This window comes from Natronococcus occultus SP4, from assembly GCF_000328685.1.
Lineage (GTDB): Archaea > Halobacteriota > Halobacteria > Halobacteriales > Natrialbaceae > Natronococcus > Natronococcus occultus.
Genome location: NC_019974.1, coordinates 2119008 through 2143024 on the forward strand (window position 1 = coordinate 2119008; position 24017 = coordinate 2143024).

The 24017-nt window shown below is 67.7% G+C and carries 20 protein-coding genes; 4 read left to right on the forward strand and 16 right to left on the reverse strand.

All coding sequences use genetic code 11. The features are described 5' to 3' along the window. Positions 1 to 34 precede the first annotated feature (34 nt). A complete protein-coding gene (locus NATOC_RS10550; protein WP_015321426.1) occupies positions 35 to 1150 on the reverse strand; it encodes a tRNA (guanine(26)-N(2))-dimethyltransferase in 1116 nt (371 codons plus the stop codon). Between the two features lie 129 nt (positions 1151 to 1279). On the opposite strand from NATOC_RS10550, the gene NATOC_RS10555 reads away from it, so the two are divergent. Beyond that, complete coding sequence (locus NATOC_RS10555) at positions 1280 to 1741, forward strand: hypothetical protein (protein ID WP_015321427.1); 462 nt, start codon at positions 1280 to 1282, stop codon at positions 1739 to 1741. 109 nt (positions 1742 to 1850) lie between these two features. Here NATOC_RS10555 and NATOC_RS10560 read toward each other — a convergent pair whose 3' ends face one another. The 11 genes from NATOC_RS10560 to NATOC_RS10605 form a co-directional block, all read right to left on the reverse strand. After that, entirely contained in the window at positions 1851 to 2684 is an 834-nt protein-coding gene (locus NATOC_RS10560; protein WP_015321428.1) for a phosphate ABC transporter ATP-binding protein, read from the reverse strand. Next, a complete protein-coding gene (locus NATOC_RS10565; protein ID WP_015321429.1) occupies positions 2681 to 3541 on the reverse strand; it encodes a PstA family ABC transporter permease in 861 nt (286 codons plus the stop codon). The genes NATOC_RS10560 and NATOC_RS10565 overlap by 4 nt, the downstream gene beginning before the upstream one ends. Next, positions 3541 to 4473 (reverse strand): phosphate ABC transporter permease subunit PstC, encoded by a 933-nt coding sequence (pstC, locus tag NATOC_RS10570; protein WP_015321430.1) that lies wholly within the window; start codon positions 4471 to 4473, stop codon positions 3541 to 3543. The genes NATOC_RS10565 and pstC overlap by 1 nt, the downstream gene beginning before the upstream one ends. Beyond that, positions 4474 to 5454, reverse strand: a complete 981-nt coding sequence (locus tag NATOC_RS10575) for a PstS family phosphate ABC transporter substrate-binding protein (RefSeq protein WP_083866579.1) — start codon at positions 5452 to 5454, stop codon at positions 4474 to 4476. It abuts the gene before it with no gap. A gap of 348 nt (positions 5455 to 5802) precedes the next feature. Beyond that, positions 5803 to 6792, reverse strand: coding sequence for a YeiH family protein (locus NATOC_RS10580; protein ID WP_015321432.1), 990 nt, complete (start codon positions 6790 to 6792; stop codon positions 5803 to 5805). A 4-nt stretch (positions 6793 to 6796) separates the two neighbouring features. Next, the gene (locus tag NATOC_RS22355) at positions 6797 to 6937 is read right to left on the reverse strand and encodes a hypothetical protein (RefSeq protein ID WP_015321433.1); all 141 of its coding nucleotides are present in this window, start codon (positions 6935 to 6937) and stop codon (positions 6797 to 6799) included. A gap of 237 nt (positions 6938 to 7174) precedes the next feature. Next, a complete protein-coding gene (locus NATOC_RS10585; protein ID WP_015321434.1) occupies positions 7175 to 8245 on the reverse strand; it encodes a glucosidase family protein in 1071 nt (356 codons plus the stop codon). Positions 8246 to 8268: 23 nt separating this feature from the next. Then, a complete protein-coding gene (locus NATOC_RS10590) occupies positions 8269 to 8979 on the reverse strand; it encodes a hypothetical protein (protein WP_015321435.1) in 711 nt (236 codons plus the stop codon). Positions 8980 to 9073: 94 nt separating this feature from the next. Further along, positions 9074 to 11557: a dihydropteroate synthase gene (gene folP, locus NATOC_RS10595; RefSeq protein WP_015321436.1), complete on the reverse strand. Its 2484-nt coding sequence runs from the start codon at positions 11555 to 11557 to the stop codon at positions 9074 to 9076. 217 nt (positions 11558 to 11774) lie between these two features. Next, entirely contained in the window at positions 11775 to 12641 is an 867-nt protein-coding gene (locus NATOC_RS10600) for a DUF5518 domain-containing protein (RefSeq protein ID WP_015321437.1), read from the reverse strand. Between the two features lie 66 nt (positions 12642 to 12707). Then, on the reverse strand, positions 12708 to 13490 hold the full coding sequence (locus tag NATOC_RS10605; RefSeq protein ID WP_015321438.1) for an ABC transporter ATP-binding protein: 783 nt from the start codon (positions 13488 to 13490) through the stop codon (positions 12708 to 12710). A 280-nt stretch (positions 13491 to 13770) separates the two neighbouring features. Between NATOC_RS10605 and NATOC_RS10610 the strand changes: the two genes are divergently transcribed. Further along, positions 13771 to 15426, forward strand: coding sequence for a hypothetical protein (locus NATOC_RS10610; RefSeq protein WP_015321439.1), 1656 nt, complete (start codon positions 13771 to 13773; stop codon positions 15424 to 15426). 31 nt (positions 15427 to 15457) lie between these two features. On the opposite strand, the gene carB is transcribed toward NATOC_RS10610, so the two are convergent. Next, positions 15458 to 18688 (reverse strand): carbamoyl-phosphate synthase large subunit, encoded by a 3231-nt coding sequence (gene carB / locus NATOC_RS10615; protein WP_015321440.1) that lies wholly within the window; start codon positions 18686 to 18688, stop codon positions 15458 to 15460. Positions 18689 to 18892: 204 nt separating this feature from the next. Between carB and NATOC_RS10620 the strand changes: the two genes are divergently transcribed. Then, the gene (locus NATOC_RS10620) at positions 18893 to 19792 is read left to right on the forward strand and encodes an acyltransferase (protein ID WP_015321441.1); all 900 of its coding nucleotides are present in this window, start codon (positions 18893 to 18895) and stop codon (positions 19790 to 19792) included. Between the two features lie 125 nt (positions 19793 to 19917). Next, the gene (locus tag NATOC_RS10625; protein WP_015321442.1) at positions 19918 to 20235 is read left to right on the forward strand and encodes a DUF7577 domain-containing protein; all 318 of its coding nucleotides are present in this window, start codon (positions 19918 to 19920) and stop codon (positions 20233 to 20235) included. A 100-nt stretch (positions 20236 to 20335) separates the two neighbouring features. Here the strand turns inward: NATOC_RS10625 and NATOC_RS10630 are convergent, their stop codons facing one another. From NATOC_RS10630 to prf1, 3 genes are all read right to left on the reverse strand, one after another. Beyond that, positions 20336 to 21262 carry a universal stress protein gene (locus tag NATOC_RS10630; protein WP_015321443.1) on the reverse strand — a complete coding sequence of 309 codons (927 nt, stop codon included), beginning with the start codon at positions 21260 to 21262 and terminating at the stop codon, positions 20336 to 20338. 31 nt (positions 21263 to 21293) lie between these two features. Continuing rightward, positions 21294 to 22601, reverse strand: a complete 1308-nt coding sequence (locus NATOC_RS10635; RefSeq protein WP_015321444.1) for a hypothetical protein — start codon at positions 22599 to 22601, stop codon at positions 21294 to 21296. 135 nt (positions 22602 to 22736) lie between these two features. Then, on the reverse strand, positions 22737 to 23996 hold the full coding sequence (prf1, locus tag NATOC_RS10640) for a peptide chain release factor aRF-1 (RefSeq protein WP_015321445.1): 1260 nt from the start codon (positions 23994 to 23996) through the stop codon (positions 22737 to 22739). Positions 23997 to 24017: the final 21 nt, after the last annotated feature.

Here is a 24017-nt window from a genome sequence, read left to right on the forward strand (position 1 = left end):
CGCGGCGACGGCCGCGACGCGTTCGACTCGTCGGCTACGTCAGCGAATCCGCGGTCGCCTCGCGGATCTCACCGACCGAGGCCGTCGTCTTGAACGTCGTCCCGCCGTAGTGGGCCCGCGAGGCCTCGTGGCCGGCTCCGCGGAGGTCCGCCAGGAACTCGTCCATCGCGTTGGCGGGTAGCCCCCACTCGCGACAGAGCTTGTGCTGGTCGTAGTGGGTCGGCGCGTCGAGTTCCGCCTCGAGTGTGGTACAGAGCTCCCGGGCCGTCTCGGCGGTGCCGAACCCGTCGGGAACCCGCTCGCGGACGTCGGCGACGAACTCGCGGTCCCGAACTGGGCCGAGCCAGACCGGGCCGGCCACGAGGACGCGATCCCCGCCGCAGTGGGGACACGTCTCGAGCGGGTCGGCGATCAGACCCGGGCTCGCCTCCCGGTAGAGACAGTCCTCGCAATGAGAGAGATACCCCAGCTCCTCGAGGGCAGCGTCGGCCGCGGTCGGCTTGTGCTCGAGCTCGAGGTAGGTCCGGACGTAGTGGCTCGTCGCGTGGGTCAGGATCGGTTCCACGCCGACGTCGAACCGGGCTCCGCTTCGGGCCAGCGCCGACAGCAGGATCCGGACGCCCATCTCGGCGTGGTAGTCGGTGTTTCGCGGCACCGCAGAGTAGGAACGAACGCCGCTGTTGAAGTGGGCGCCACACAGCGGCGCCGTGTCCGTCGCGGTCACACAGACCAGATCCCGACAGTTCGCGAACGCGGCGTCGGTAAAGGGCATCGGCGTCCCGTAGGGGTCGAGATCGATCACGTCGAAGACCTCGTCGTGCATGAGGGCGTTGACGTCGCGGCGGACGACCCTGCCCTCCCGGTCGTTTCGCTCGAGGTTGCTGCGGGCGAGCGAGACGGCGTCCTCGTCGACGTCACAGCAGGTAACGTCCCAGCCGTCCGCTGCCGCCCGGACGCCGCGCACGCCGCTTGCGGTCATCGCGTCGAGGTACGACTCCGCCCGCGACTCGCGCTCGCGGTAGGCCCGCAACGTTGCGATCGTCAGATCCCGGTTCAGCTCCTGGCGGGGGTTGTAGAACACCGACTCCTCGATCCCCTCGGTCTGTTCGCCGGGGATCTCGAGTTCGATCCCGCCCTCGGTGACGCGCATACGTCCTCTCGTCGATCGGCCTCGAAAAGCGGCGTGGTCTCGTTCCGACTCGATCCGTGACTCCCGTTACCGTCCACCAAAACATAGGGAAAATGAACCCTTATAGGTTCGTGAGAGTTCCGGGTTTGTATGGAACGAACTCCGCTTACCCGACGACGGTTCGGGGCGGCCACCGTCGCTCTGGCGACGATCGGAACTGCAGGCTGTATCGACGGTGACGACGGCGACAGAGACGACGGAGACGACGAGACGTTCGATCTCGAGGATCCCGGGACGCTGACGATCCTGCTCGAGACCGAGGACGGAGAGCCCGTCTCGACCGATGTCGAGGTAACCCTCCGAAAGGAGGAGGAGGAGTTCACGGGCAACTACGACGACGTCGAGGACGGCCGTATCGTCGCCGACACGCTGCTCTACGAGGGTGAGTACGCGGTCGTCGCCGAGAGCACCGACGGCGAGTTCGACGAGGTGGAAGAGACGGTCACCGTCGAGGAAGACGAGGACGCGGAGGTCACGCTGGTACTGGAGGGGGCGACGCCGGACACCGAGGTCGACGACGAGGAGCTGGCGGCGGACGACGAAGCGGCGTAGCTGACTCGGGATCGAGAGCCCGCCGCTGGCCGGTCGACGGCCTTCGTCCATCGGATCACCGCGTCTCGATCGTCGCGCGGTGGAATCCGTCTGCGTCGGAAAACGGGGGTTAGCGGTTGGCTGCGACCTGTTCGTCGGTCACCGACTCCTCGTCGGGCTCGTCGTCGTAGTCGACCGCGGTGTGTCCCTTCACGAACTCCTGGGTGCGCTCGTGCTGGGGGTTCTCGAAGAACGACCGCGTGTCGTTGGCCTCGACGAGCTCGCCCAGATAGAGGAAGATAACGTCGTCGGCGAGCCGTTTCGCCTGGTCCATGCTGTGGGTGACCATGACGATCGTGTACTCCTCTTTGAGGTCCTCGAGGGTCTCCTCGACCTGCTCGGCCGAGATCGGGTCCAGCGCGGAGGTGACCTCGTCACAGAGCAGGACCTCGGGCTCGACGGCCAGCGAGCGGGCGAGACAGAGCCGCTGGATCTGCCCGGTCGAAAGCTCGGCACCCGGATCGTCGAGTCGATCCTTCACCTCGTCCCAGAGGTTGACCTTCCGCAGGTAGCTCTCGACGAGCTCGTCCAGCTCCGCCGACGAGTAGTCGCCGTGGATCTTCGCCCCGTAGGCAACGTTGTTGTAGATCGACAGCGGCAGCGCCGTCGGTGTCTGCGGGACGTAGCCGACTCGACGACGGATCTCCGGCAGCGGCTCGTCGGTGTCGTAGATCCCCTCATCACCCAGATACACCTCGCCGGTGATCTCGGCGTTGGGCTGGATCTCGTGGAGGCGGTTCAGCGCCTTCAGCATCGTCGACTTCCCGCAGCCCGACGGACCGATGATCGCCGTCAGCTTGTTCTCTGCGAACTCTGCGCTGACGCCGTCGAGGGCGGTCACTTCCCTGTTTCCGGTGTACGTTACTTCGAGGTCGTCGGTGCGGAGTGCGATGTCGTCTGTCATGAGTGTCTCCCTCCTGGTGCGAAGCGGGCGAACCGTCCCGCGAGGAGTTTCGAGGTCAGTATCAGCGCGAGGACGGCGACGATCAGGACGAACGACGCCGCGTAGGCGTGCGAGCGGACTTCGGCGTTGAACGACGCTGCCTGCTCGAAGATGAGGATCGGCAGTGTCGTCGCGGGATCGAACGGTCCGCCGGGCATCTGCGTGCTGCGGCCGGCCGTAAAGAGAACAGTGGCGGCGTCGCCGATCCCGCGGGCGAAGCCCATGATGATCCCGGCGATGACGCCCGGTAGCGCCGCCCGGACGGTCATCCGGGCGGTCTCGAACCGCGTCGCGCCGAGGCCGTAGGAAGCTTCCTTGACCGTGTCGGGAGCCGAGCGAAGCGCCTCGTCGGCGTACCGGGTCATGATCGGGTACTGGAAGATCGCGATCGCGATCGTCCCGAAGATCAGGCTCGTCTGGGCGCCGACGGCGATGATGATCGTCAGCACGAACACCCCGTAGACGATCGGGGGCGTCCCCCAGAGCACGTTCAGGAACATGTTGATCACGTCCGACGTGCGTTCGCTCGAGTAGTCGCTCTGGAGGAAGATCGCCGTCGAGATCGCCAGGATCGAGGCGACCACGGTGGCGGGGACGACGATGAAGATACTGCCAAGCACGGCGTGGAGGAACCCGCCGCCCCCGTCGAGCATGTACCGCGAGCCCGGCGGCGTCACCATGACGGCCGGGTCGGTGATGAAGACCTGTCCGCCCCGGTAGAGGGTGACGCCGACGACCATCGCCAGCACCGCAAGGATGAGCGCGGCGCTGGCGCGGGCCAGCAGGCCGAAGAGCCGCTGTTCGGTGTAGCGGTCCATCAGTACTGCCACCTCCGTTGCAGGCGGCGACGGATGAGCATCGCCCCGAAGTTGAAAATCCAAACAACGACGAGCAACGTCAGCCCAACGAGAATCAGCGCCGACTGGGTCAGCGGGATCGACATCAGTTCGCCGAAGTCGTTGACGATCAGCGTCGGCAGCGTCTCCCCCGCGTCGAACGGTCCTTCGGGGATCGCCGTCTGGCCGCCGATCAACATTGCTGGAACGATCGTCGCACCGAAGACCCGACCGAAGCCGAGCAGGATCGCAGAGAAGATTCCCGGCCCCGCGGCCCGCAGTAGAACCGTGCGTATCGTCTCCCACTTCGTCGCGCCGACGCCCAGCGAGGACTCGCGGAGTTCGTCGGGCAGCGCCTCGAGGGACTCGACGGACAGCGAGATCATGAAGGGAGTGACGATGATCGCCATCACCAGACTCACCGTCACGATGCCGAGCCCGATGCTGTGGGCGCCAAGCGCCGGCGCGAGGTAGTCGCCGACGAAGGGAACGACGACGATCAGGCCGACGAGCCCGAAGATCACGCTCGGGATCGCCGCGAGGACGTCGATGAACGACGAGACCAGCACCTTCGTCCGTCCCTCGGCGTACTCGGCGATGTAGATCGCCGCGAGGATCGCCAGCGGCGTCCCCATCGCCATCGAGAGGACGGTGACGTAGATCGTACCGACGATTGCCGGCAGGAACCCGAACTCGTTCTGGGCGGGGTCCCAGTTCGCCGAGGTCATCATCTGGAACAGCGAGTACTCGGAGACGATCGGGATCGACTGCTGGACGAGCGTCAGGACGATCAGCCCGAACAGCGCGATCGCGAACAGTCCCGCGCCGCCGATCCAGTAGGAGCTCAGTCGCTCGAGCAGGAGCCGTCGGTCGAGCCGACTCGAGTCATCCGGGCTGGTTTCGGTCGCCCCCATCTACGAGGCCTCCGCGAGGATCTCGCGTTGTTCTTCGAGCTTCTCGTCGTCGATCGGTGCGTAGCCGTTCTCGCGGACGTACTGCTGGCCCTCGGTGAGGACCCACTCGACGAAGTCGGCGGCCTCGGCGTCGAACTCCCCGTTTGCGGCCAGGTACATATCCCGGGCCGGCGGAGAGGGGTACCGTTCTTCCTCGACGGCGGTGAGGAACTCGTCGCGAGTGTCGTAGAAGTCCTCCCCGTCCGAGAGGGTGCCGCTCTCCGAGCGGTCCAGTGGAACGGGGCGGATGTTCATCTCGAGATCGCCCGTGTTGAAGTCGTAGACGTAGTTGATGTTGTTCAGCGAGATGCCGTGGGAGTCGTTGTTGATCGCCTGGGCGACCTGCTGGTCGCCGTCGAAGTTGCCGTCGGCCATGTCCTCGAGTTCGTTCTCGGTGTAGCCGCCGAGGAACTCGCCCCACTCCTGGTAGGCCGCCGAGGAGTCAGAACGCCCGTAGACGAAGATCGGCTCGTCGACGTCGCTCTCGACGACCTCCCCCCAGTTCGTGATCTCCTTGCTGAAGATCGCTGCGAGTTCGTCCTGGGTGAGTCCGTGCTCACGGATTTCGTCGTACACGGGGTTGTTGACGTTGATCGTCCCGACCACGGTGTCGATGAGCATCGCGGTGGCGACCAGTCCCCGCTCGAGTTCGGCCTCGTCGGGATCGCGCCCCATCATCGCGACGTCGACCTGATCGTTCATAACGTCGGAGACGCCGACGCCGGTTCCGCCACCCGAAACGTCGATGCTGACGTCGCGGTCGTCGGTGTAAATATCGGCCCAGACCTGTACCATCGGCAGCGGACCGACACCGCCGGAAATGCGTATCGTCGTCTCCGAGCCGGAGTCGGAGTCCGACCCGGCAAGACACCCCGAGAGCGCGACCGCAGAGCTAGCTCCGAGCGCGGTCAGCGCACGACGGCGTGAGTAACCCCGATCCATACGTACTCCGCCCTATCAACTAGACGCTTGTATCCCCTCGTTAGCCTGCAATTCTTTGGTTTTCAACCCGAAACCAGCAAAGCTCTCGATGGAACGCGAACGCGACCCACGGTTTGAGGGGACGTTCTCGCTCACGCCTGTTACCGACGTTTTCGAGGGAATCGGCAAATGACGGCCCGTCAGCGACAGCGGACGACGGACGGCCGAGTTCACTCTTCGAACTCGTTTCCGGCCGTTCGTAGCTGAAACACCCCGAGACGGTAGAAGAACAACCATGCGAATCCACTTGCAAGTATTGCCGTATCCTTCGACGGCCTCGTCACAACGATCGATGAAGCTTCGGGATCGCTACGTCCCGAACAACATCGTAAGGACGACGAGCGAGACCGTACTGGCGACGAGTAGCGCCAGCAGGACGACCACCGCCGGGGTCACGCCGGTGCTCCGGAGCTCGGCGAGCCGGATCTCCGTCCCCAGACCGACGAACGCGAGCACGAACAGCCAGTTGTAGGCGTTCTCGATAGAGGCCTGCTGGGCCGACGAGAAGACGCCGGCGCTCGCGAGGACGACCAGGGCGAGAAAGCCGAGCACGAACTTCGGGAACTCGTTCCAGAGGGTCCGCAGGGAGGGGCGGCCCGCGGAGCCCGAGCGGGCGTAGTAGCTCGCGTAGGCGATGACGACGGCGCCGATCAGGGCGTTCCGGGCGAGTTTCGTCATCGTCGCCCACTGGCCGGCAATCTCGGAGTAGGCGAACCCGACCGCGACGACCGGGCCCGTCGAGAACATGCTGACGCCGGCCCAGACGCCGAAGACGACATCCGAGAGACCGAGCAGGTCGCCGACGATCGGGTAGACGACGATCGTGACCGCATCGAACAGCAACACCGTCGCCGCGGCGTAGGCGATCTGTTCCTCCCGGGCACGGATCGCGCCGGCGACCGCGACGACCGCAGAGACACCACAGATCCCGGAGCCGGCCGCAAGCAGCGAGCCGAGCCGATCGGCGAGCCCGAAGACGTTGCGCGCGAGCAGTTCGACGACGAGGATCGTCAGCGCCGTCACGGCGACGACGACCAGCAGGACGACGCCACCGACCTCGAGGACGGTCTCGAGGGTCAGCGACGCGCCCATGAGAACGATTCCGGCGCCGAGCCAGAGCTTGTGGGTTCCGACCCCCGGCGCGAGCCGGTCGGGGACGCCGACGGCGTTTGCCAGCACGAACCCGAGCGCGATGGCGACGAGCAGGTGGTTGAATCCGACGGTCAGCTCGATCGCCCGCGCGAGGATGGCGCCGAGACCCAGCGCGGCCAGCCCCGGAAGAAACCGCGTGGCCGACATCTCGCTACCAGGGGATCTGCAGCTCGAGAGCGGCGATCGCCGTCACCGTCATCGCGCCGACAGCGACGCTCTGCCAGTCGCGCTCGAGGTCCGTCCAGCGGGATCGAACGGCCGCAGCATCCCGACGCAGTCGATCACTAACCATTCGTGTAAGTTCTTCGGATCTGCGTACTTAACCCTTATCGGTTCGTCGGAGACCGAGGTCATAATTGCTGGTAGCTACGACGAAAGTGTCGTAGGTTGAAGCTGATATTGCGATTGTCTGTGACACGAAGCCCTTGTTGCCGCCAGCTACGTCACCACTCGTCCGAAGCTGCCGCGTTCGCGAACATGATTCCGGGATACCGAGCACGTCCTCGAGGCCCGGCGGCAGTGTCGCGAGTCAGCGCGGTCGGTCGGCGAACTCCCGCCACAGCGCCGCGGCGACGGTGAACTCCTCGGCGCTCGCGTAGCCTCGCTTCACATACGGCTCGCCCTCGAGGGTGAGCACCTCGAGGAAGGTTCCGTACGGCGCCATGACGCGTTCGATCCGATCGACCTCGCGGCGGGCCCGCTCCGCGAGCCCGTATCGCGCGAGGCCGTTTGCGTACATGAGGCTGTTCCAGGGCCAGACGTGGTAGTGGTAGTCCCGATGGAGCAGGAAGAAGGGGTGAACCTCACCGTAGCCGAACGGTCGCTCGCGCATGCACAGCCCGGTCGGGGTCTCGAGGGTCGCGAGGACGTCGACGATCGATCGCGCGCGCTCGTCGTCGACGAGCCCGAGGTACAGCGGAACGACGTTCGCGTCGCAAGCGAGCGCCGCGTCGCCCCGGCGTTCGTCGAAGTAGCGACCGTTCCAGAGGGTATCGAGCCTCTCTCGTACCGTCGCCGCGTTCGCATCGCCCGTCTCCAGACCGCGGCGTTCGAGAGCCTCGAGCGCCGCCAGCCACATCGCGGTGTTGTACGCCTCCCGGGGCGCCGCGGCCGAATCCCACCAGGAACTCCCCGAGCCGGTGACGAGCCCGTCCTCGACGAACCGCTCGCGGTGGCGCGCGGCCAGCTCGGCGACGACGTCGGCGTGGTCGTCGAGCCGTCCGACCGCGTCCAGCGCGAGCACGAGTGCGGGAACGGTGTCGACGCCCTCGGCCGGCGTCGCGGCGTTGTAGCCGGGATGGAAGTCGGTGTAGAAGGCGTCGGCGTCCGAGAGCTCCGCGAGCAGTGTCGCCGCGGTGTCGGCGACGACGGCGTCGTACCCCGCCGCCGCCAGTCCTCGCGCGGCGAAACAGAGGTCCCGGGGCCAGACTCCCTGGAAGTGCCCGCCCGACTCGAGGCCCCGGTCGGCCCGCTTCGCGAGGACGCGGTCGGCGGCGTCCGCGAGCGATCCCGCTCGCCGGTAGCCGCGGCGACGCTTCTCGGCGTAGTGGGCGAGGCGTCGCCGGAGCTCTCGGGTATAGTATCGGAGGGAAGAACCCATCAAAACGAACTGCAGATCGCGCGTCAGTCCTCGTCGTCCTCGTCGTCGGGCTCGACCTTTTTGTCCGAGGCGTCCTCCTCGGGGGTTTCCTCGGGCTCGATCGCGTCGGTCTGGGCCGGCTGGGCCTGCTCGGGGTCAGGGCCGGTCGCCTCCGCCGTTTCCTCGGCCATCGCGGTGTCGGAGACGTCGACCTCGGTCGTCTCTCCGTCGGTGTCCCGACGAGGATCTTCGGTCCCCGTGTCGGCGTCCGGTTTCGTGCGGGGTTCCTCGTCCTCGGGGTCGTCGGTGAACTCGATCTCGCCCTCGTCGTCGTCGGCAGCCTCGCCGAGCTGTGCCTCCTCGTCGACGTCGCCGTCGGCGTCGATCTGGGACTCCTGACCGGCGTCGGGGCGTTCGGCCGCGGCCGCGGCCTGGTCGGACGTCTCCTTGCCGTCGGTTCCGTCCTCGACCTCCTCGAGATCGGGTTCGAACGTCGTCGGCTCCGCCGCCTGCCGCTGTCGAAGGCCGATCCCGACCAGTCCAGCACCGATCGCCGCCTTCGGGATCGCCCGCAGCTGTCCGCGGGCGACCGACCGCAGCGTCGACAGCAGCATCAGTCCGCCGCTGACGACGGCGAGTCGCCCGTCGCGGGCGCTCTCACCTGCGATCTCCCGGGCCGCGTCCATCGGGTCGTCGGCCAGTTCCTCCAGCTCCTCGGCCTGCAGATCGTGATCGTGTTCGTGTTCGCTTGTCATAGATGGTCCTCGAGCACGCTTCGCTCACACAGGAGTACTCCGGCCCGACAGTTGAAGCTTTGACCGGCAACTGCGCTCTCGCTCCAGCTTCCGGCTACCACTCGAAGCGATCGGGATCGCGCGCCGCGAGCGCCGTCCGGACCGCGGCGACGTTCTCGTCGACGTCGTGGACCCGAACGATATCGGCGCCGCGCTCGGTCGCGAGCGCGCTCGCCGCGACGGTGGGCTCGAGGCGCTCGCCGGCCTCGCGGCCGACGTGGGCGAACATCGACTTGTGGGAGTGACCGAACAGGATCGGACAGCCAAGCGCCCGGAACTCCCCGAGCCGGTCGAGCAGCGCGAAGCTCTCGCGGGCCGACTTCGCGAAGCCGATCCCGGGATCGACCACGATGTTCTCGCGGTCGAGACCTGCCTTCTCCGCCAGCAGGATCCGCTCCCGGAGCTGGTCGATCACGTCCTCGACGACGTCGTCGTACGCGATCTCCCGGTCGGGGACGACGGGCGCGTCGACGCTGTGCATTACCACCAGGGTCGCGTCGTGGTCGGCGACGACGAATCGCATCTCGGGGTCTTCGAGTCCGGAGACGTCGTTGATGATGTCGGCGCCCGCCTCGAGGGCTGCGTCGGCAACCGCGGCCTTTCGGGTGTCGATCGAGAGCATCGCGTCGAGGTCCGCGAGCGCCTCGACGACGGGGACGACGCGGTCGATCTCCGCCTCGACCGGAACGGGATCGGCGCCCGGACGGGTCGACTCGCCGCCGATATCGATCACGTCGGCGCCGGCCTCGACCATCGCCTCCGCGCGGGCGACGGCGTCCTCGAGGACGTCGTACTCCCCGCCGTCGTGGAAGCTGTCGGGGGTGACGTTGAGGATGCCCATGACGGCGGTTCGGTCGTTCCAGGGCGGTGACGATCCGTCATCCGGCTGCGGGGCCGATTCGCCGTTCCCGTCGCGAGCGCCGTCCTCGAGTTCGAGGGTCGACGACAGCTCCCGACCGATCGCGGCTAGCCCGTCCGAGCGAGCCGCGAGGCGATCGACGAGCCGCGAGAACTGCTCGAGAGTGCCCGTCAGGACGGCGTTGATCCGCTCATCGCTGCGACGAAGCCCCGAGAGGGTACACTCCCCGCCGATCCGGGACAGCTCCGTTTGCAGCGCCGTCGCCTGCTCGTCCCGGAGCGCGGTCTTGACGACCCGGTGGACGGCCGCGTCGGTCGCCTCGGCGACGTCGGCCTCGGTCGCGTGGGCTCCCGCGAGGACGTCCCGGGCGTCCTCGCGATCCCGGATCCGTTTGGGGATCTGCAGGCCGGTCCACCGCGAGCGGGCCTCGGCGACGGCGAACAGCGACCCGGTCACGAGGACGCAGTCGTCGGCGTCGCTGCTCGCGATCGCCGCCTCGAGGGCGTCTCGCACGTCGGGGACGACCCGCACGTCGGGGACGCCGGCTCGCTCGAACACCGTCGCGAGGACGTCGCCGTCCTCGGCGCGGTCGAGGGACGGCTCCGTGGCGATCGTCGCGTCGGGGGTCGGTAACGCGTCGGCGATCCCCGTAACGTCCTTGTCGTGCATCACGCCGGCAACCAGGGTGAGCTCGTCGTACTCGTAGCCCGCCAGTGTCTCGGCCAACCCCTCGCAGGCGCCCGGGTTGTGCGCGCCGTCGAGCACAACCAGCGGTTCGGTCTCGAGGACTTCGAACCGTCCCGGCCAGTGGGCGCCCCGCAGTCCGCGCCGAAGCTCCTCGTCCGAGACGGCCGCGACCTGTCGGGCGAGCGTCGCCGCGATCCCCGCGTTCGCCGCCTGGTGGCGCCCGAGAAGCGGGATCCGTGCCTCGATCGGATCGCCGTCGTCGATCGAGACCGCGGCCTCGGTGTGGTTCACCCGTCCCTCGTAGGTGACGCTGACGTCGGGCTCCGCTCCCTCCCGATTGCCGAACCCGACGGTGACGACCTCGTCGGCGATTTCGCGAACCCCTTCCAGGGCCTCGCCGGAGGCACCGGTGACGAGGGGTTCGTCCGCGGGGGCGACGTGGGCCTTGTCGCGGGCGATCTCGGCCTCGGTGTCGCCGAGGATCCCCGTGTGCTCCAGGGTGACGCTCGTGACCGCGCTGGCGACGGGGTCGACGACGCTGGTCGCGTCGTAGCGCCCGCCGATGCCGACCTCGAGGACGGCGACGTCGACGTCGGCGCGGTCGAACTCCCGGATCGCCATCGCGGTCAGCACCTCGAAGAACGTCGGCGACTCCCCGTCGGCGGCCCGCTCGGTGACGTGCTCGCGGATCTCCGCGACGAAGGCTGACACCGACGACTTCGGGATCTTTCGCCCGTCGACCCGGATGCGTTCGCGCAGATCCTCGAGGTGGGGGGAGGTGTAGAGCCCGACCGAGAGCCCCGCTTCCCGAAGCGTTCGCTCGACCATTCGCGCCGTGCTCCCCTTCCCGTTCGACCCCGCGATCTGGACGAAATCGACGCCCTCCTGAGGGTCCTCGAGGTGGGCAAGCAGCCGGGCGGTCGACTCCGTCCCCGGTTTCGGACGGAACCGCCGTAACCCGAACAGAAACTCCGCCGCCTCGTCATACTCCATACCCCCACCACGGCGGTCGTCGCGCTTAGGAATGTCGGAGTCGGGACTCGCGGTTGCAACCGACCTACTGCGGTCGTGTGTCGGTGAACCGTCCGCCCTCCCACCCGGAAGCCGAGATCAGAACGCCGCCTCGAGCGCGGCGGCGACTGCGAGGACGAATCGTGTCCGAAGCGTCGTTCTCACGGATGATATACCCACTCCAACACGTAGCGAACGGTCACGACAGCGTTCCGGCGTGGCGATACCTGTTCGCGAGGTAGCCGACTGCCGTCAGCCAGAGGACGGCCACGAAGGCAGCCATGGCCGGAGCCGAGGGACGCGGCGATCCCAGGAGGGACGCGGCGACGTAGCCGAGGGCGAACCCACAGACGGGGAGACTGACGTACGCCCACACGTTCGGGAACCACGCCGACTCGTGTCGAGGGACGGTCGCGTCGACGAACACGCCCAGGAGAGCGGGAACCGAGAGGAGGGCGGTGCCGACGAGCAGGGACACGACCACGACAACCCCAGCGCCGTCGGGACCGAGGACGCCTTCCGCGAGCGCGACCGTCGGCACCAGCAGGACGTACGCGAGGACGGGCAGCCACCACCGCGACTCGAAGGCACCTCGCCGTCGGTCGTCCTCGTGCTTTGTGACACGGCGGTCGGGGTCGGCCCGTCGACGGAGCCAGCCGACGAGTACGGCCGTCCCCGCGGTTACCAGAACGGTAAGCGCAACACCGACCGCGACGACGACTGGCGCCAGGGCGATCCCGACCGCCGTCATGGTCGTCGACGCAGCGCCGACCGTCGAAACCGCATTAGCGGCGTACAGCAACACCGTCGCGATCGAGGCAGCGAGACCGGCCCGAACGCCGGCGCGGCGAACCCGGGACGGGGAGTCACCGTAGCGGTAGCCGACGAGCGCGCCGGCGATCAGGAGCGGCAGCCCCGAGACGCTGCCGCCGACCCTGGTCGTCGCCTCCGGCGGGGGCTGCCAGGAGAGCGCGACCGTAAACGGCACCGTCGCGAGCCCGACGAGAAGCGCGAACCGCAGCGGATCGTCGCCGGAATCCTCACGGCGACTTCGAAGGAGGGCCATACCCCTACCGATCGTGTCCCTCGGTTGAATATATTTTGTTGGTAACTGGTCGTGAGCTGCAGCCGACTACTCCGGTCGGGGCTCGGTCGAGCGTTCGGCCTCGGGGGTCTCCCGGGTGACCTCGAGGAAGGCGTCCTCGAGGCTGCGGGTTTCACCGGTCTCGGCGCGTGATTTGAGCGTCTCGGGGTCGCCCTGGGCGACCAGTTCGCCGTCGTGGATCACGCCGATCTCGTCGGCCAGTTCGTCGACGACCGGGAGGATGTGCGTCGAGAGGACGATCGTCATCTCCCGGTCGGCGAGGTCGGCGATCGTCTCCCGCATCGTCCGGGCCGCGCGGGGATCGAGCCCGCTTGTCGGCTCATCGAGGAAGGCGACGACGGGCTCGTGGAGCACCGCCTGGATGACCCCGACCTTCTGGCGCATCCCCTTCGAGTAGCCCTCGATGCGTCTGTCGGCGTCCTCGCGGAGATCGAAGCGCTCGAGCAGCGACTCGATCCGCTCGACGGCCTCGCGCTCGGGAAGGTCCCGAAGGCCGGCAGCGTACTCGAGCTGCTCGCGACCGGTGAGCTCGTCGTAGATCGGCGGCTCCTCGGGCAGGTAGCCGATGTGGGGCGTGACGGCCTCGCGGTCGGCGATGGACTGGCCCGCGACCCTCGCGGTGCCCGACGTCGGCCGGGTGAGCGTCGTTAGCATCCGCATCGTCGTCGTCTTCCCCGCCCCGTTGGGGCCGAGAAAGCCATACACCGTGCCGCGCTCGACGGTCATCGTTAGCCCGGCGACGGCCGTCGTCTCCCCGTACCGTTTCGTCAGCTCGTCGGTCTCGATCGCGGGGCCGTCGGCACCGTTCATACGCTTCCGTTCGACGCCGACCACGTAAAACCGACAGATCGATCGGGGACGACAGCCGCCGTTTCGGGACGGACCCACGTCCTCGGACCGGTCGTTGCGCCGTCATACGGTTTGCTGTCCGTCAGTTCCGGCGCAACCGCCGCCCGGGTCGCGGCTGCGTCGGTATCTCGGTACAGCGATCCGTATCAGAACCCAAACCGTTTACGTAGTGGCGGAACACGGTATCAGGCATGTTCCTCCAGACGGCACGCCGTCGCCCGGTTTCCGGCGGTGGTCGGCGGTGACGCGCGTCGCCGCGCTGGTCGCCCGGACGGAGTTCCGGCGGACGGTCCGTGCGATGACGACCGATCGGACGAAGCTGCTGATGCTGGCCCTGCTCGCGGCGCTGGTCTTCGGTTCGGTGACCGTGGCCGGCGGCTACCTGTTACCGGCGCTTGGCGAGCGCTTCGCCGACGGCGCGGGAGCCGAGAGCGTCGCCCTCGCGACGGGGGCGGCGACGGGCGGCGTCGCGATCGGCTGGCTGTTCCTGGTCGGCATGAGCGCCATCCGGGCGTTTACCGCCGCGGCCGACCCCGACGAAGCGGCGTTCCTGCTCGTCTCGACGTCGACCCGCAACGCCACGCTCGGCGTTATCGGCGCCGAGATCCTGCTGTTTGGCGTCTGGGTGCTCCCCCCGGCGATCGTGCTCTCGAGTGCGTTCGCTGTCGGCGCCGGGACGGCACTGCCCGTCGTCGGCACCGTTCTCGTCGGCGTTCTCGCCCTTCTGACCGCGGTTCCGGTCGGGTTCGTGGTCGGCACCTGGTTTCGCCACCTCGTGACCGTTTACGAACCGATCGCCCGCTACCGGTGGTTCCTGTTCGTCGGCTTCTGGGTGGCGTACTTCGGCGCGATCGCGACCGGGCGGTTCGACCTAGTCGTCAGCGAACTCTTCGTCGCCCTGCAGGACGGGCCGCTGGGCTGGCCCGGCCATCTCCTGCTTGCAACCGTGCCGAACGTTCCGGCCTCGGGAACGACGATCCTCGGCGCGCTCGTCGGGACGGCGCTCGTCGCTCCGATCGCCCTCGCGATCGGCGTTTCCTCCGCGCGGGTCCACTGGTTCGCCGACCCGGCGCGGTTCGACGACCGAGAGCGCTCCGGGGCGTCCTCGAGCCGGCTGGCGGAAGCGCTCTCCCGCGTCGTCGATCGTCCGACCCGGACCGTGACGCTCACCGCGATCCGCCGAACCAGGCGAGCCCCGATCCGCCTGGCGTACGTCGGCTACCCGCTGTTCGGCGCCGTCGGATTCGTCCAGGCGATCGTCGAGGCCGGTACGATCCCCGCCTACGTCGCCGTCGTCCTCTCGGGGTATCTGGTCTGGGCCGCCGGAGCCCTGTTCACCCTCAATCCGCTCGGCGACCTCGGACGAGCGCTGCCCGCCGTCGTCACCTCGACGCTCTCGGGTCGGCAGGCGATCGCCGGGCTGGTGCTCGCCGGCGTCCTCGTCGCGGCGCCCGTCGGGCTCGTCGTCTCGCTGGCGCTCGGGCTCGTCAGCCCGCTCTCGATCGAGCGGACCCTGGCGCTCGTCGTCGCGACGACCGTCGGCACCGTCGCGACGCCGGCGCTGGCCACCGGGGTCGGAACGGCGCTGCCGCGGTTCGGCAGCGTCAACGTCACGAACAGCCGCGAGGCAGTGATGCCGAGCAAGGCGGCGTTCGTCGCCTACTCGCTGGCGGTCGTTCTGCCGACGGCCGCAGGGGCCGTGCTCTACGCCGACGCGGCAGCCCCGATCGCCGGCCTCCTCACGGCAACGGCGGCCTGGGCGCCGACTCCCGAGATCGCGGTCACCGGAGCCCAGATCAGCGTCGCCGCCTGGACCGTCCTCGTCGTCGGCGTTCTTGCGCCGCCGGTGTCGGCGCTGTACGCGATCGAGCGGTTCGATCGCTACGCGCTCGAGTAGCCGTTAAAAAACAACTCCGTCGACGTCGCCGCTACTTGCCCCACTCGGCGGTCCGCTTCGGGCGCTCGGTGATCGCCTGGACGTCGATCGGCTCGTCCTTCGCTTCCAGCGCCTCGAGGGCAGCCCGTGCGCTCGCGTGAGTCGAGAAGTACGTCACTTCCTCCTCGACGGCGACCTCGAGCAGGTTGCGGTCCCGCGAGACGATCAGGTCGACCTCGCCGCGCTTGACAGCTTCCACGAGGTCGACTTCCTCGCAGAGATCGAAGTGGTCCGTGTACCCCTCGACGAGCGCCTCACCGTCCTCGGTGTCCGGATCGGGGAACTCGTCGGCCGAGAGGTCGACGATCGCCGTCCCGGAGTCGGGGATCGGCTTACCCGTCGCGTCCTGGGCCTTGTCGTAGGCCTTGCCGAAGCTGTCGGCGCTGCCCATGACCTCACCCGTGGACTTCATCTCCGGCCCGAGGCGCGGATCCGAGCCCGGCAGGCGGTCGAACGGCAGCACAACCTCCTTGATCGAGGTCTGCTCGGGGATCTGTTCCTCGACCGCGAGGTCCTCGAGCGACTCGCCGGCCATCACCCTGGCCGCGAGCTTCGCGATCGGGACGCCCGTCGCCTTCGAGATGAAGGGGACGGTGCGCGAGGACCGGGGGTTCGCTTCCAGCACGTACACCTCACCGTCGCGCACTGCGAGTTGCACGTTCAACAGCCCCTCCGTCTCGAGGGCCGCGGCGATGTCCTCGGTGACCTCGCGGACGCGGGCCATCGTCTCGTCGTCGAGCGAGCGGGGCGGGATCATACACGCCGAGTCCCCGGAGTGGACCCCGGCGGTCTCGACGTGTTCCATCACGCCGCCGATCAGGACGTCCTCGCCGTCCGCGACGGCGTCGACGTCGAGCTCGGTGGCGTCGGCAAGGAAGTCGTCGACGAGGATCGGCTTGTCCGGGCTCACGCGGACCGCCTCCTCGATATACTCCTCGAGCTCCGCGTCGTCGTAGACGACGTCCATCGCGCGTCCGCCCAGCACGTAGGAGGGACGGACGAGGACGGGGTAGCCGATGTCGTGGGCGAGCTCCATCGCCTCGGGCTTGCTGTGGGCGGCACCGCCCTCGGGCTGGGCGATGCCCAGCTCGTCCATCAGGGCGTTGAACCGGTCGCGGTCCTCGGCGAGATCCATCGCCTCGACGCTTGTGCCCATGACCTCGCAGTCGAGCCCGCGGCGGTCGATCTCGTCCTGCAGCGGGTCGCCGATGTTGACCGACGTCTGGCCGCCAAACTGGACCATCACGCCGTCGGCGTCGGCCGCCTCGGCGACGTCGGCGACCTCCTCGGCGGTGATGGGTTCGAAGAACAGGCCGTCGGAGGTGTCGTAGTCGGTCGAGACCGTCTCGGGGTTGTTGTTGACGACGTGGGCGTCGATCCCCTGCTCGCGCAGCGCCTGGACGGCGTGGACCGAACAGTAGTCGAACTCGACGCCCTGGCCGATCCGGATCGGGCCGCCCCCGACGACGATCACGCTCTCGACGTCGCGGTCGACCTCGAGCTCGCCGGCCGCGGCCGCGCCCTCGAGCGGTCCGGAGTCGAACTCCGACTTGCGGGCGGAGTAGTAGTACGGCGTCTGGGCCTCGAACTCGCCGGCGCAGGTGTCGACCTGCTTGTAGGTGCGGCCCGGGACCTCCTGTTCGACCGTATCGACGTCGACGTCGCCACCCGCCGTCGCGGCGATCGTCGCGTTGGTGTGGCCGGCGATGGCGGCCTCGGTGAAGTCGCCCTCCTGGGCAGCCCGGGTCGACTCCGCGATGCGCTTGAACCGCTCGGTGTACCACTCGAAGATCCCGGTCAGCTCGACGATCTCGTCGACGTCGTACCCGCGCTCGAAGGCCTCGAACATCGCGTACGGACGATCGGGCGAGGGACGCTCGAGGTACTGCTCCTCGAGTTCCGCGTCGCTCACGTCGGCCCAGTCGACGTCGGGCTCGTACTCCGAGGACCGGAGCGCCTTCAGCAGCGACTCCTCGAAGGTCCGGCCGATGGCCATCGCCTCCCCGGTCGATTTCATCGCCGTCGTCAGCTCGAAGTCGACGTCGTCGAACTTGTCCTTGGGCCACCGGGGCACCTTGGTGACGACGTAGTCGATCGCGGGTTCGAAGGCCGCGGTCGTCTCGCCGGTGATCTCGTTAGTGATCTCGTGGAGCCGTTTGCCGAGTGCGACCTTCGCGGTGACGCGGGCGATCGGATACCCCGTTGCCTTGGAGGCGAGCGCCGAGGACCGCGAGACGCGCGGGTTGACCTCGACGACGCGGTACTCGCCGCCGGGCGTCCCGTCGTCGCGCCAGGCGAACTGGATGTTACAGCCGCCCTGAATGCCGAGTTCGCGGATGACGTCCAGCGCCGCGGTACGCATCTCCTGGTGGCCCTCGTCGGGGACGATCTGGGAAGGGGTAACGACCGTCGACTCCCCAGTGTGGATACCCATCGGGTCGATGTTCTCCATGTTGCAGATGATGATACAGGAGTCGTCGGCGTCGCGCATCACCTCGTACTCGTACTCGACCCAGCCCGCGATCGACTCCGTGATGAGGACTTCGCTGTTGCGCGAGAGACGCAGTCCCTTGCGGACGCGGCGAAGCAGTTCGTCGAACTCGTGGACGACGCCCGACCCCGAACCGCCCAGCGTGTAGGTCGTCCGGGCGATCACCGGCAGGCCGCCGACCTCGTCGACGGCGTCCTGAACCCGCTCCTCGAGGTCGTCCTCGGTCAGTTCGGCGACCGCCTCGTCCTCGTCGAGCGCGATCGTCGTCGAGGCGGGCACGGGCTGGCCAATCTTCTCCATGCGCTGGCGGAAGAGATCGCGGTCCTCCGTCGCGTAGATCGTGTCCAGCGGCGTCCCCATGATCTCGACGTCGTGTTCCTCGAGGACGCCCTCCTCGGCCAGTTCGGCGGTAACGTTGAGCCCGGTCTGGCCCCCCAGGCCGGCGATGACGCCGTCGGGCTGTTCTTTGCGGATGATCTCGGCGATGGCCTCGGTCGTGATCGGCTCGATGTAGACCTCGTCTGCCATCTCCGGATCCGTCATGATCGTCGCAGGGTTCGAGTTGACTAGCACGACCCGCGCGCCCTCCTCCTGGAGCGCTCGACAGGCCTGCGCGCCCGAATAGTCGAACTCGGCGGCCTGGCCGATCTGGATCGGCCCGCTACCGATCAGCAGGATCGTGCGTCCGTCCCCTGTGGCGACGTCCTCGTCGCCCTGGTGGTCCGTACTCATTGGTCCTGTCCGTCCGAAGTTCGTACATCGTAATAAGCCCCACGAAACGATACGATTCTCGTAACTCGATTTCGAATTTCGAATATTGCCGAGAATCGACCGACGGGAGGTGTGGGAAGTACGCTCGGCGACGGAACAGGGCGGTCGAGAGGACGCGAGCCGACAACCGAACGCATATCACCGCCCCAGGCAAAACGGAACAGTATGACAAAGCGGGACGTCTCGCTTCCCGACGAGGCGGAAGCGGGAATGCGCGAGTTCATCGACGAGGTCGATCGACGCCTTTCGAGCGAGGAGGACACCTGTTCGGTCGTCGAGGACGTACTGATCGATCTCTCGGGAGACCGCGAGGCCTACGAACGGTGGAAGGGTGGCGAGTCGATGACGCCGGCCGAGCAGGTTCGCCTGCAGAGCTACGACCCGTGTAACACGACCCTGGAGAGCGAGTACTACGCCGAGAAAGACGAAGAGCAGTTTCGCCACTCGAAACACATCCAGTGGCTCTGGCGGCAGTTCGACAGCCTGCCGATCGCAGACAACGTCGAGTTCGCGCTACGATTTCGACGGATGCTCGCCGACCACCTCTTCGAGGAGTGTGGCGAGAACTGTCGGTTCTTCAAGGGCGTGACGTTCACGTACGGCCACAACATCACGATCGGGGACAACACCGTCGTCCACGACGACGTCCACCTCGACGACCGCGGAAAGCTGACGATCGGCGACCGCGTCTCGATCTCCGACGGCGTCCACGTCTACAGCCACGACCACGACGTCGTCGACCAGACCGAGGTCCGCAACTACCACACGATCGTCGAGGACGACGTGCGCTTGACCTACGACTCGATGGTCCAGGCGGGCAACCGGGTCGGCGAGAACGCCATCGTCGGCGCCCGCGGCGTCGTTCAACACGACATCCCCGCCCACCACATCGCGGTCGGGATGCCCGCCAAGAGCGTCAAGATCAAGCCCGGCTGGGAGGACGTCGCGACGCCGATCGACGAGGCCGGCGTCAACCGTCAACAACAGCGCCACCTCGAGTACGACCTGCCCGACGATCTCGAGGTCTTCGACGAGTTCCAGCGGGATCTCCGCCCGCCCCGGTGACGGTTCGGTACGGCACCGTCGCCGACGTCCTCGCGGTCGTAAAAAGCGTCGTTCAGCGACGGGAAACTGTCACGGAGCGATGAGGTAGGGAATACCCAAGTGCGTTGAGACCGTACCGCACGGTGATGGAGCTCTGGGGCTGGCTCGCGGGCTACGTAGTGCTGTTTGCCCTCCTTCATCTGTTACTGTACTACGTCTACGTTCGCCGCGAGGACGACGGCGTGCAGTCGCCGTCGGTGGCCGACCCCGGCCGCAACCAGTCCCGATCCTCGCCGGGATCCGAGCAGTACTCCTCGGCCCCGGACGGCGTCGGCGACGACGACCCCGAGGCGAGCTCCGAGACCGACGGGGAGACGATCAGGTGTCCCCACTGCGGGGCCAGAAACGACGCCGATCAGACGTTCACGTACTGCTGGAACTGCGTCTCCTCACTCAGACAGTAGTTCGGTCCGTCCTCGATTGCGGTCAGCGTCTCGTCGCCAAACACTGCGCTCGATCCGCGACCGCGAAGTCTCGGGGCCGACGAGGAAGCGTCGCTCGACGTTACCGCCGACGGGTCCCGCCGGAGGAACCCGTGAGCCGATCGGAGATCGAGCCGACCCGCTCGAACAGCCGCTCCAGCCGCGATTCGGCGCGACGTTTGGCGATGAGGACGGGACAGTCCGACTCGCGGGCAACGGTGTCGGCGACCGAGCCGATCACCGGCGGGCGGACCAGCCCGGTTCCGGTCGCCCCGAGGACGACCAGGTCGTGATCGACGGCCACCTCGAGGATCCCCGCCGCCGAGTCGGGAGCGTTGACGACGCGTTGCTCGACGGGGACGTCCGGAAACTGCGCCGCAGTCCGGCGGACCTTCCGTCGTGCGGCGTCGGGATCGGCCATCGGGCCCTCCCCGGTCACGACCGAGAGGACGGTCACCGTCGCGCCGTTCATTGCGGCGACGGCCGCGGCGACGTCGCTCGCGAGACCGGCGTGAGGGCCGCCGACGGTCGGCACCAGCACGGTCTCGACGCCGTCGGCGACCGTCCCCATCCGCTCGACCAGCACGTCACACGGCGGTCGACGCAGGATCGGATCGACGGAGCTGCCAAGAATCGCGTCGGCGGTACTGGCACGCTCGCGCCACCCCATGAGCAAGACGTTGGCGTCGACCTGGTCGACGACGCCCCGGATCGCACTCGGAACGTTGCTGTCGACCCGAAGGTCGGTCGTGATCGGTACCTCCGAGACGTCCTCGGCCCGCTCGAGCAGCTGCGTGCTCTCCTCGGCGTACTCCGCGGAGATGTGCTCGTCGGAGAACATCAGGAACGGCGAGTTGACGGGTTTGTGCTCGATCGCGATCGCGTGAATCCGACCGTCGTGGCGGGTCGCCAGGTCCGAGGCGGACCGTAACAGCTGTTCGACGGCCGCAGGATTCGAGAGCGCGACGACGATCGTGTACTGCTCCCCCGCCGTACCATCCCCTTCCATACTGTATGTTCGCACGCGACATGCAAAAGGTTCACCCGCCGATACCTCGAACCGCGACGGTCCGTTCGGCCGCGTCGTCGGGGCTCTCGACCCGGATCGGGAAGACGTCGGTTTCGGCGACGGGGTAGGTCTCGTAGCCGAGGACGACCGTCTCGCTGGTCCCGAACGGCACCGTAACGGTGGTCGTATCGACCCGTTCGCGATCGGTTCCGACCAGCAGCTCGATCTCCTGGGTCGTGTCGCCGACGTTCATCATCCCGCCCTCGTTGGTGACCGCGACACGGACTGCGAGCCGATCGCCCCCCTCGAGGGGCTCGTTCGTCGCGACGATCTCGACCTCGAACGGCGGGCGGATCTCGGGGCCGTCGACGGTGACGAGCTCGCTCGTCCGGCCGTCCTCACAGACCACCCGGGCCATCGTCGGATACCCCGCGGCCACCCAGCCGGGTCCGGTGCGGGTGAACGTCGCCTCGGCGCGGTCGTCCTCGAGCTCGTCGATCCCGACCACCGTGTGGTTCTGGCCCTCGATCCAGACGACGCGGGCGAGCTCGCCCGCGTCGTCTCGCGCGACGAGGGTGGTCTCGACGGCGTCGTCGATTCCGACCGTCGCGTCCGCGCCGGGATCGCTCTCGAGCGATTCGATCGTCGGCCGTCTCTGGCCCCCGGGATCGACCGCGAGCGTCCACTCGTGGGTCGCTGACCCCGATTCGGTCGGGACGGTGACCCCGATCTCGTGAGTACCGACGTCCTCGGGCGCGGCGAGGGAGGCGCCCGTCCCGGTGAAGTACGTGTAGTCGGCCGCCAGCGCGAGATCCCCCGCGAGCTCGTCGTCGACCGACCACTCGAGGTCGCCGGGCTCGAGGCGACGTCCCGTCGCCACCTCGAAGAGCACCGCGGTGTCCGGCCGTACCTCGACGCGATCGCTCGCGGGCCTGAGCGGCGCGCTCGCTCCGTCGTCGGTTCCGAGGACGGTGACGAGGCGTTCGTCGCTCCCGTCGCCCGTCTCGAGTCGAACCGGGAACGTCTGGGTGCGCGCGACGCGGGGCGTCTCGTATCCGAGCGTGATCGACGTCCGTTCGTCGGTCTCGAGCTCGACGGGCCGTTCCTCGACGGTCTCGGGATCGCGCCCGACGACGAGGCTGACGTCGACGGTCGTCGCCGCGGCGCTCTCGATAGAACCCGTCACCTCGATCCGAGCGCCCGCCGCGACGGGCGCGGTCGTCTCCAGAATCCGGGGCTCGACGGCCGATTCCGAGCCGACCGCACCCGTCGTCGCGAGCGCCGTCCCGGCAGCGATCCCCGCGAGGACGCGCCGTCGTGGCTGTCTCCCCCACCACATAGTGGTCGATACCCGTTCCGCCGGAGCGATAAGCGATCGTGACCGTTTCGCGAGCAATCACGGGTTTACTCGGGTGTAAGCTCCGCCAAAAGAGAACGTCGATCGCGGAGGGTTCCCGGACCGCCAATCGCGGCTCTAGACGCCGGTGCTGTACCGGAGGATGCCGGCAAACCCGCCGAAGGCGTTGTACAGCTGTTCGCCCTTCTCGAAGTCCGTCGAGATGAACTTCGTCTCGGTGCCGCGTTGCTCGGCGATCTCGATGAGGTGGTCGATGGCGTCCTCGCGATCCTCCTCGGTGGCCTCGATCTCGGTGCCACAGTCGCTGCAGCTGTGGTCTGGCGTCGCCTTGCGACGGTCGATCACCTCGCGGTCGGTGTTGCCACACTCCCCGCAGTCGTAGATGACGACGTCCTTCCGGAGGTCCTCGCTGATCAGCAGCCGGTCGACCGCGCCCATCATGAGGTTACGGCGGGTCTGTGCGAACCCGTACGTGGCGAGGTCGCCCGCGTTGAGCTCCTCGAAGAACTCCTCCATCTGCTTTTTGTCCTTCATCACCTCGGCGTCGGCCAGCGCGTCCTCGGCGTTGTCGACGAGGTCCGACAGCCCGGACTCGTCGGTGTAGGCGACGTCGAACTTGCCGATCACGCTGTCCTGAAGCTCGTGGTGGAGGTAGTCGCCGTCGAGGAACTCGTCTTTGGTCGGCGAGGGACCGCCGACGAGGATCCCGTCGAGTTCGTGGCGTCTGGGCACGAACAGGTCGTTTGCCATCCCGGCGACCTCCTGGTAGAAGTTGTCGATCGCCTCGAGGCGAAGCCGGGCGAACCGCTGTGCGGACTGCCCCCCTTTCCGCTGTTTGCCCGGCACCAGCGACGAGGCGGATTTGACGGCCTCGATCCGTTTGCCCTTCAGCCAGCCGACGTTTGCCTCCCGGCGATCGAGGACGACCAGTCCGTAGAGACCCTTGTCGGCCAGCATCTCCTCGAGCGGCTCGGTAAGGAAATCGGAGTCGCAGTGGTAGCGGAAGGATTCGACGGGCTGGGGCGGACTCTCTAAGACCTTGGTGACCATCTCGGTCCGGCCGCCGCCGGAGTCGACCGCGCCCGAGAACAGCACCATCCCGTTTTCGGGCGGGTAGGTGTCGTAGTAGCGCAATCGATCCTTGATGCTCGTCAGCGCGTCCTGGACGGCCGTCCGGGTCTGTTTGGACTTGATGTTGGCCGCCTCGCTGTGTTCCTGCGTGACGTGCTGGACGACGTCGCTGACCTGGCGGTCGTCGGGAACGTAGATCGAGACGAGCTGCGTGCCGGAGCCGTCGAAGTCCTTGAGATCCTCGATGACCTTCCGGAACTCGTACTTTTTCCGGTCGGATTGCTCCTGTTCGGCCTCCTGGCTCATTGGGCGTACAAAACGGTGCTG

Coding starts and splice junctions, on each gene's coding strand:
- NATOC_RS10600 (WP_015321437.1), bottom strand. CDS start 12,641: ATGGCCCTCCTTCGAAGTCGCCGTGAGGATTCCGGCGACGATCCGCTG.
- pstC (WP_015321430.1), bottom strand. CDS start 4,473: ATGGGGGCGACCGAAACCAGCCCGGATGACTCGAGTCGGCTCGACCGA.
- NATOC_RS10585 (WP_015321434.1), bottom strand. CDS start 8,245: ATGGGTTCTTCCCTCCGATACTATACCCGAGAGCTCCGGCGACGCCTC.
- NATOC_RS22355 (WP_015321433.1), bottom strand. CDS start 6,937: ATGGTTAGTGATCGACTGCGTCGGGATGCTGCGGCCGTTCGATCCCGC.
- NATOC_RS10635 (WP_015321444.1), bottom strand. CDS start 22,601: ATGTGGTGGGGGAGACAGCCACGACGGCGCGTCCTCGCGGGGATCGCT.
- NATOC_RS10580 (WP_015321432.1), bottom strand. CDS start 6,792: ATGTCGGCCACGCGGTTTCTTCCGGGGCTGGCCGCGCTGGGTCTCGGC.
- NATOC_RS10625 (WP_015321442.1), top strand. CDS start 19,918: ATGGAGCTCTGGGGCTGGCTCGCGGGCTACGTAGTGCTGTTTGCCCTC.
- carB (WP_015321440.1), bottom strand. CDS start 18,688: ATGAGTACGGACCACCAGGGCGACGAGGACGTCGCCACAGGGGACGGA.
- NATOC_RS10550 (WP_015321426.1), bottom strand. CDS start 1,150: ATGCGCGTCACCGAGGGCGGGATCGAACTCGAGATCCCCGGCGAACAG.
- NATOC_RS10605 (WP_015321438.1), bottom strand. CDS start 13,490: ATGAACGGTGCCGACGGCCCCGCGATCGAGACCGACGAGCTGACGAAA.
- NATOC_RS10620 (WP_015321441.1), top strand. CDS start 18,893: ATGACAAAGCGGGACGTCTCGCTTCCCGACGAGGCGGAAGCGGGAATG.
- NATOC_RS10560 (WP_015321428.1), bottom strand. CDS start 2,684: ATGACAGACGACATCGCACTCCGCACCGACGACCTCGAAGTAACGTAC.
- NATOC_RS10575 (WP_083866579.1), bottom strand. CDS start 5,454: ATGGATCGGGGTTACTCACGCCGTCGTGCGCTGACCGCGCTCGGAGCT.
- NATOC_RS10630 (WP_015321443.1), bottom strand. CDS start 21,262: ATGGAAGGGGATGGTACGGCGGGGGAGCAGTACACGATCGTCGTCGCG.
- NATOC_RS10565 (WP_015321429.1), bottom strand. CDS start 3,541: ATGGACCGCTACACCGAACAGCGGCTCTTCGGCCTGCTGGCCCGCGCC.
- NATOC_RS10590 (WP_015321435.1), bottom strand. CDS start 8,979: ATGACAAGCGAACACGAACACGATCACGATCTGCAGGCCGAGGAGCTG.
- prf1 (WP_015321445.1), bottom strand. CDS start 23,996: ATGAGCCAGGAGGCCGAACAGGAGCAATCCGACCGGAAAAAGTACGAG.
- folP (WP_015321436.1), bottom strand. CDS start 11,557: ATGGAGTATGACGAGGCGGCGGAGTTTCTGTTCGGGTTACGGCGGTTC.
- NATOC_RS10555 (WP_015321427.1), top strand. CDS start 1,280: ATGGAACGAACTCCGCTTACCCGACGACGGTTCGGGGCGGCCACCGTC.